The organism is Schaalia sp. (assembly GCF_050312375.1).
Classification (GTDB): Bacteria; Actinomycetota; Actinomycetes; order Actinomycetales; family Actinomycetaceae; genus Pauljensenia; species Pauljensenia hyovaginalis.
The window spans coordinates 1-6,289 of sequence record NZ_JBNOYB010000003.1; the positions used below are offsets into that span (position 1 = coordinate 1).

The 6,289-nt window shown below is 70.6% G+C and carries 7 protein-coding genes; 3 read left to right on the forward strand and 4 right to left on the reverse strand.

The window, feature by feature from the left end:
* On the reverse strand, positions 1 to 967 hold a 967-nt coding region (locus ACQY7V_RS00040; RefSeq protein ID WP_428638354.1), incomplete at its 3' end, for a biotin/lipoyl-containing protein.
* 23 nt (positions 968 to 990) lie between these two features.
* Positions 991 to 2,364, reverse strand: coding sequence for a dihydrolipoyl dehydrogenase (gene lpdA / locus ACQY7V_RS00045; RefSeq protein WP_235360866.1), 1,374 nt, complete (start codon positions 2,362 to 2,364; stop codon positions 991 to 993).
* A 187-nt stretch (positions 2,365 to 2,551) separates the two neighbouring features.
* On the opposite strand from lpdA, the gene ACQY7V_RS00050 reads away from it, so the two are divergent.
* Positions 2,552 to 3,064, forward strand: coding sequence for a hypothetical protein (locus ACQY7V_RS00050; RefSeq protein ID WP_229770361.1), 513 nt, complete (start codon positions 2,552 to 2,554; stop codon positions 3,062 to 3,064).
* Between the two features lie 3 nt (positions 3,065 to 3,067).
* On the opposite strand, the gene ACQY7V_RS00055 is transcribed toward ACQY7V_RS00050, so the two are convergent.
* Positions 3,068 to 3,529 (reverse strand): tRNA (cytidine(34)-2'-O)-methyltransferase, encoded by a 462-nt coding sequence (locus ACQY7V_RS00055; RefSeq protein WP_303775595.1) that lies wholly within the window; start codon positions 3,527 to 3,529, stop codon positions 3,068 to 3,070.
* 38 nt (positions 3,530 to 3,567) lie between these two features.
* Positions 3,568 to 4,113, reverse strand: coding sequence for a YbhB/YbcL family Raf kinase inhibitor-like protein (locus tag ACQY7V_RS00060; RefSeq protein ID WP_235360869.1), 546 nt, complete (start codon positions 4,111 to 4,113; stop codon positions 3,568 to 3,570).
* A gap of 19 nt (positions 4,114 to 4,132) precedes the next feature.
* Here ACQY7V_RS00060 and ACQY7V_RS00065 point away from each other — a divergent pair, with 19 nt between their 5' ends.
* On the forward strand, positions 4,133 to 4,726 hold the full coding sequence (locus tag ACQY7V_RS00065; RefSeq protein ID WP_428638357.1) for a hypothetical protein: 594 nt from the start codon (positions 4,133 to 4,135) through the stop codon (positions 4,724 to 4,726).
* A partial coding sequence (locus tag ACQY7V_RS00070; RefSeq protein ID WP_428638359.1) for a DNA polymerase Y family protein occupies positions 4,723 to 6,289 on the forward strand: 1,567 nt, incomplete at its 3' end. The genes ACQY7V_RS00065 and ACQY7V_RS00070, both read left to right, overlap by 4 nt.

The following is a 6,289-nucleotide window of genomic DNA, read 5'->3' on the forward strand; positions in this document are numbered from 1 at the left end:
AGTCTGTGCGGCGGGCGGCGACCGCGGCCTCGACGTCCTCACGGCGGATGCGGCCGCCGACGCCGGTGCCGGTCAGCGTGTCGATGTCGATTCCGGCCTCGCGGGCCAGCTTCCGGACGATCGGAGTCACATAGCCCGCCCGGGCGAGGGTCGAAGGAGCGGGCGCCTGGGGTGCGACGGCCGGCGCCGAGGAGGGCGCGACGGGAACGGAGGGGGCGTCGAAGGACATCGCCGGTGCAGCCGGTGCCGCGGGAGCGGGAGCGGCGGGGGCCGTCGGGGCGGCAGGAGCGGGAGCGGCCGGAGTCGCGGGAGGCGCCGGGGCGGTGGGAACGGCAGGGGCCGTCGGCGTCTCAAGTGCTTGAGCCGCGGGCGCACCCTCGGAGGGCGCGGAGGCGGAGATCACGGCGAGGACCGTGCCGACGCCCACGGTCTCGTCCTCTTCGACGCGGATCTCGGCGAGGAACCCCGAGACGGGGGAGGGGACCTCGGAATCGACCTTGTCGGTCGAGACCTCGAGGAGCGGCTCGTCGGCCTCAACGGCATCGCCGACGGACTTGAGCCACGTCGTCACGGTTCCCTCGGTGACCGACTCGCCCAGGGCGGGCATCGTCACTTCGGTGCCCTGCGCGGGAGCTGCGGGAGCTGCGGGAGCCGGAGCCGGCGCAGCAGGCGCCTGGACGGGCTCGGCCGCGACTTCGGCAGGGGTTTCGGCGGCGGCGCCCGCCTCGGAGGGATCCCCGATGAGGGCGATCTGGGTGCCCACCTCGACGGTCTCGTCCTCTCCGACGAGAATCTCGAGGAGGACGCCGGCGACGGGGGAGGGGACCTCGGAATCGACCTTGTCGGTCGAGACCTCGACGATGGCCTCGTCGACCGCGACGGTGTCGCCGACCGACTTCAGCCAGGTGGTGACGGTTCCCTCGGTCACCGATTCGCCCAGGGCGGGCATGGTCACTGCGGTTGCCATGGATTCTCCTTGGAAGTCGTGGATCAGTTGTGTGCGTGGAGGGGCTTGCCGGCGAGGGCCATCGCGGCCTCGCCGATCGACTCGTTCTGACTGGGGTGGGCGTGGATCAACGAGGCGACGTCCTCGGGGTGCGCCTCCCAATTGACCATGAGCTCGCCCTCGCCGATCTGTTCGCCGATACGGGCTCCGATGCCGTGGAAGCCGACGATCGGGCCGCCGACGACGCTCACGAGCTTGATGAACCCCTGGGTGCCGAGGATGTTCGACTTCCCGTTGCCCGCCAGGTTGTACTCGACCGTGCGCACATCATCGCCGTAGAGCTCGCGGGCCTTCCTCTCCGTGAGACCGACCGAGGCGATCTCCGGATCGCAGAATGTGACGCGCGGAATGCCGGATTCGACGATCGGGGCGGGATTGAGGCCCGCGATCTCCTCGGCGACGAAAACGCCCTGGAGGAAGCCGCGATGCGCGAGCTGGAGCCCGGGGACGATGTCGCCGACCGCGTAGATGCCCGCGACTCCGGTGTGCAGGCGCTCGTCCGTGAGGACGAAACCGCGATCCATGCGGATGCCCGCCTCTTCGTAGCCCAAGCCCTGGGTCACCGGGCCGCGGCCGACGGCGACGAGGAGGACATCGGCGTCGAAGGACTTGCCGTTCTCCGTCGTGACGTGCACTCCGCCCTCATCCTGGGTCGCCCCCGCGAAACGCGTGTTCGTGTGGAAGGCGATGCCGCGCTTGCGGAAGGCGCGCTCGAGCTGCTTGGAGACGGCCTCGTCCTCGTTGTTCGCCAGGTGCGGCAGGGCCTCGATGATCGTCACCTCGGCGCCGAAGCTCTTCCACACGGAGGCGAACTCGAGGCCGATGACCCCTCCGCCCAGGACCACGGCGGAACGCGGGACCCAGTCCATCTGCAGCGCCTGATCGGAGGTGATGAAACGGCCCCCGATCTCCAGGCCCGGGATCGAACGGGAGTAGGAGCCGGTGGCCAGGACGATATGGCGGCCGGTGATGACGCGACCGGCGACCTCCACGCAGTCCGGGCCGACGAGGCGGCCCCATCCCTGGACCACCTCGACGTTGCGCGAGGACAGGAGCCCCTGAAGGCCCTTGTAGAGCTTGGTGATGACGGAATCGCGGTAGGAGGCGACCTTCGCCATGTCGATGCCCTGGAATGACGAGAGGACTCCGAACGCCTCGGACTCGCGGACGGCGTCGGCCGTCTCAGCCGCGTGCAGGTACGCCTTCGTGGGGATGCAGCCGCGGTGCAGGCACGTGCCCCCGACCTTGTCGCCGTCGATGAGGGCGACCTTCATCCCCAGCTGAGAAGCTCGCAGGGCGGTGGCGTAACCGCCTGAGCCCGCTCCCAGGACCACGACATCGTATGCTGGTTCGCTCACGTATCCACTCCTTAGTGAAAGTCTTGGCGATCGGGCCTCGCGACCCCGTATAGGTCCATTGTCCCACTTGGACGCCGCGATGTGCTGACCTTGGAGGGGGCGAATGGGTGGAACGTCCCACATCCGCCGTTCATCATGGCGCCCTTCGGCCCTCCTGCCGGGGCCTTCGTGCCCTAGGATCGCGGTCATGGCCGACACCTCTTCGCCCTCGTCACCCCTGCCGGATCGCCCGCGCCAACCCGCGGGTGAGAGCGTGCAGGACGACCGCCGCCCCTCCCTCGGACTCGGACGGATCGTGATGGCGGCCTTCTGGGCGGTCGGAATCTGGACGGGCGCGGCCGGAGCCGCCGATCTGCTCGACCACTCGGGGCCCTGGGGGCCCTCGATCCTCACCCTCCTCGCCGGCGTCGTGTACCTCATGGCCGCCGCGGGCATCACCCACAACGGCCGGCGCATGCGCATCCTCGGATGGGCCTGCATCGGGACGAGCATCGGCGCGCCGCTCATCCTGTGGGTCGCGGCCCTCGATCTGCCCGAATTGTCCGAAGCGCGCTCGGCGTGGACGGGCTTGGGCGCCGATTTCCATTTCATCCCGCTGGCGGTCTCGCTCGTCGGCCTCGTGTGGATGTGGCTGTCGAATCCTCGAAGGATCGTGGAGATCGCCGAGCAGATCGAACGGCCCTCGCGTTCGAGGCGATGAGGCTCAGAGGCCCGCGGGGAATCCGAGCTGGCGCCAGGCCTCGTACACGGCGATCGAGGCCGAGTTCGCGAGGTTGAGGGAGCGCACGCCCTCGCGCATGTGGATGCGGACGCGCTCCGAGACGCGGGGATGGTTCATGGCCTCTTCACTCAGTCCCACGGATTCGCGTCCGAAGAGGAGCCCGTCGCCGTCGGCGTAGGCGACATCGGTGTACAGCGTCGTCGCGTGACCGGTGAACGCCCAGATCTGCCCGGGGATCTCCTCGAGGGCGGAGTCGAGGTCGGAATGGACCTTTACATGCGCGAGGTCGTGGTAGTCGAGGCCCGCGCGCCTGAGCTTCGCATCGTCCATATCGAAGCCGAGGGGCTCGACGAGGTGGAGCATCGCGCCGGTGCAGGCGGACAGGCGGATGGCGGCGCCGGAGTTCCCCGGGATCTCGGGTTCGAAGAAGACGATGTGGAGCATGGGCTCCATCCTGCCACTGCGAGGGGCGGGGCTCCGACTCAGAGGGGGTGCGCGGGGATCTCGTGGGTGACCGTGAGGCGGGCCCTGGCGATCGTGTGCGCCAGCATCCGGCCGGAGCAGGCCGCAGGCGTCGCCTCGTCGTCGAGGCCGAGGGTGTCGAGGTCGAGGGCGTGGACCGCGAAGATGTAACGGTGGGGGCGATCGCCGCGCGGGGGAGCGGCCCCGAAATAATCGGGATCACCGTGATCGACGCGGATGTGGAAGGCCGCGCCGTCGAGCTCGAGATCGGAACGGCCGGCTCCGCGCGGCAGGGTCGTCTGATGCGGTGCGAGATCGACGACCATCCAATGCCACCACCCCGAGGGCGTGGGGGCGTCCGGATCGAAGCAGGTCACGACGAAGGAGCGCGTCTGATCGGGAAAGCCCTCCCAGTGGAGGTGCGGCGAGGTCGAGCCGCCTGCGAGGGTCGCCGATGCGGGCATCGGGGCCCCGTCGGCCATGTCGGCCGAGGCGAGATCGAATCCCGGGACGGGCGGGAGCATGTCGTAGGGGTCGGGGGCGACGGGGCGGGCGAGCAGATCCATGGGTCCTCCTTCGATCCGGATGGCTTCCAGTCTCCTCCTTTTCGACGGGGAATGGGGGCGGACGCACACGCCGACGGCATCCTCTACACTGTCGAACACGTGTTCGAGGGGGTGGGTGGTGCTCGAAGCGCATGAGCGTCTGCGACGCGCCAAGGAAGCGCTGCGGGCCGCGGAAGACGATGCCGGCCTTCCCCGTCCCGTACCCGGAAGCCCTCGGGGGGTTGCCCGCAGTGACGGGGTCTTCCACGTGAGCGGAGGGAACGGGCGGCTCCTCCGCGCCCTCGCCGAAGCCCTCCCCGAAGGGGGATGGGCTGGAATCGTCGGGATCAACGACCTCGGATGGGAGGCCGCGGCGAAGAAGGGGATCGATCTCTCCCGCATCCTCGTCATTCCTCAACCGCTGGGGGACGGCGCCCGGGTCTGCTCCCTCCTCCTCGAGGCGCTCGACCTCGTCTGCACGGACGGGGAGCTCATCGCTCCGCCGGACCGGCGCCGTCTCGCGGCCCTCGCGCGTTCGCGCAGACGCCTTCTCCTCACGACGACCCGCTGGGCGGGCCTCTCCCGCCCCTGGCGGGCCTGCGCGGAGCCTGGCGCTGCGAAGGCGATCTCATGAGGCGCATGGTGCTGTGGGTCCCCGATTGGCCCGTCGCCTCGCTCGTCGTGGATCTTCCCCCCGGCGGGCGCGGCGCCGTCGCCCAGCGCGGGCGCATCGAATGCGCCACGATCAGGGCGAGGGAGGCGGGAGTGCGCCCGGGAATGCGCGTGAGCACCGCCCAGTACCTGTGCCCGGACCTCATCATCGCCCCCAGGGACGAGGAGCGCGAAGGGCGCGCCTTCGAAGAGGTCCTCAGGGCCTTCGACTCGGTCGCGGCCGGCATCGTCTCATTCCGGCCGGGGCTCGCCTGGGCGCCGGCCCGCCCCGCCGCACGGTGGCACGGGTCGGAAGAGGCCGCGGCCTCGGCTCTCGTCGATGCCGTCGCGGCGGCCACGGGCGTCGAATGCTTCGTCGGGTCGGCTTCGGGGCCCCTTGCGGCGATCGTGGCCGCACGGGAACAGCGCATCGTCCCCGATTCCGATACGGGATCCTTTCTCGCGAAGATCCCGCTTCGGGAATGCCTCCCGCTCCTGCCTCCTTCCTTGCGCGCCCAGGGGCGTGAGGGGATCGCCCTGCTCGGCGTCCTGGGAGTGCGCACCTGCGAGGACCTCCTCGCGCTCGGGTCCGGTCCGCTGCTCGCCCGATTCGGCAAGATCGCCGAACCCCTGCTCGCCCTCGCCCGGGGGCGCGAGCTCTCGCTCGCCCGGCCTGCGCGGACCCCCGCGGATCTCAGCCGCAGCGTCGATGTGGAAGAGGGCGCCGCCAGCATCGATCTCATCGTCTTCCCCGTGCGCCGAGCGGCCCTTTCCCTGGCCGAGGAGCTCGCGCGCAGAGGACTGAGCTCTCAGCTCCTCGAGATCGAGATCGAGACCGAGGACGGGCGCTCGCACCGACGCACCTGGTCGGGAGTCGATGCGGGCGATCCCGCCGTCGTGGTGGAAAGGGTCCGCTGGCAGCTCAAGGGCTGGATCGATCACCCGGACGCCGAGGGGGCGCCCGCCGCGAGGCTCCGCAGCATCCGCGTGACGGCCGGGCAGCCCTTCGTCGCCGGAGCATCGCGCCCCCTGTGGGGAGGAGAATCCGAGCGGAGCGAAATCGAGCGGCTTGTCGAACGCCTCCGCTCCCTCCTCGGCGAGGACGCGGTCAAGACGCCGCGCCTTCAAGGGGGGTGGGATCCGCGGACTCGCGCGGCGCTGCTCCCCTGGGGCGAAACGGATCCGGATGCGCCGACCACTGAGGGCGAGTGGGAGGGGAGTCTCGCCCTGTCCCCCTCAACGGTCCTGGAGAAGCCGGAACCCGTTCTCCTCCTCGGGGGCCTCACGGGCTTCGAAGCGGTGGGCGTGACGGCGAGGGGGGAACTCGATCGGACTGCGCGACGACTGCGCCCGGATGCCGCTCGGCCCCGCCCTGAGCGCCCCCTGCTCGCGGGGCGCACGCTCAGCGTCGAGGTGCTCGGCAGGCCTTGGGCGATACGGGGGCGCTGGTGGGAGCCCGGTGAACTCCGGGGCGCGCGCGTCTCCGTGCCCGCCCGCCGCCCGGAGGGGGCGGATCTGCTCCTCGTCAACAGGGAGGGGCGAGACA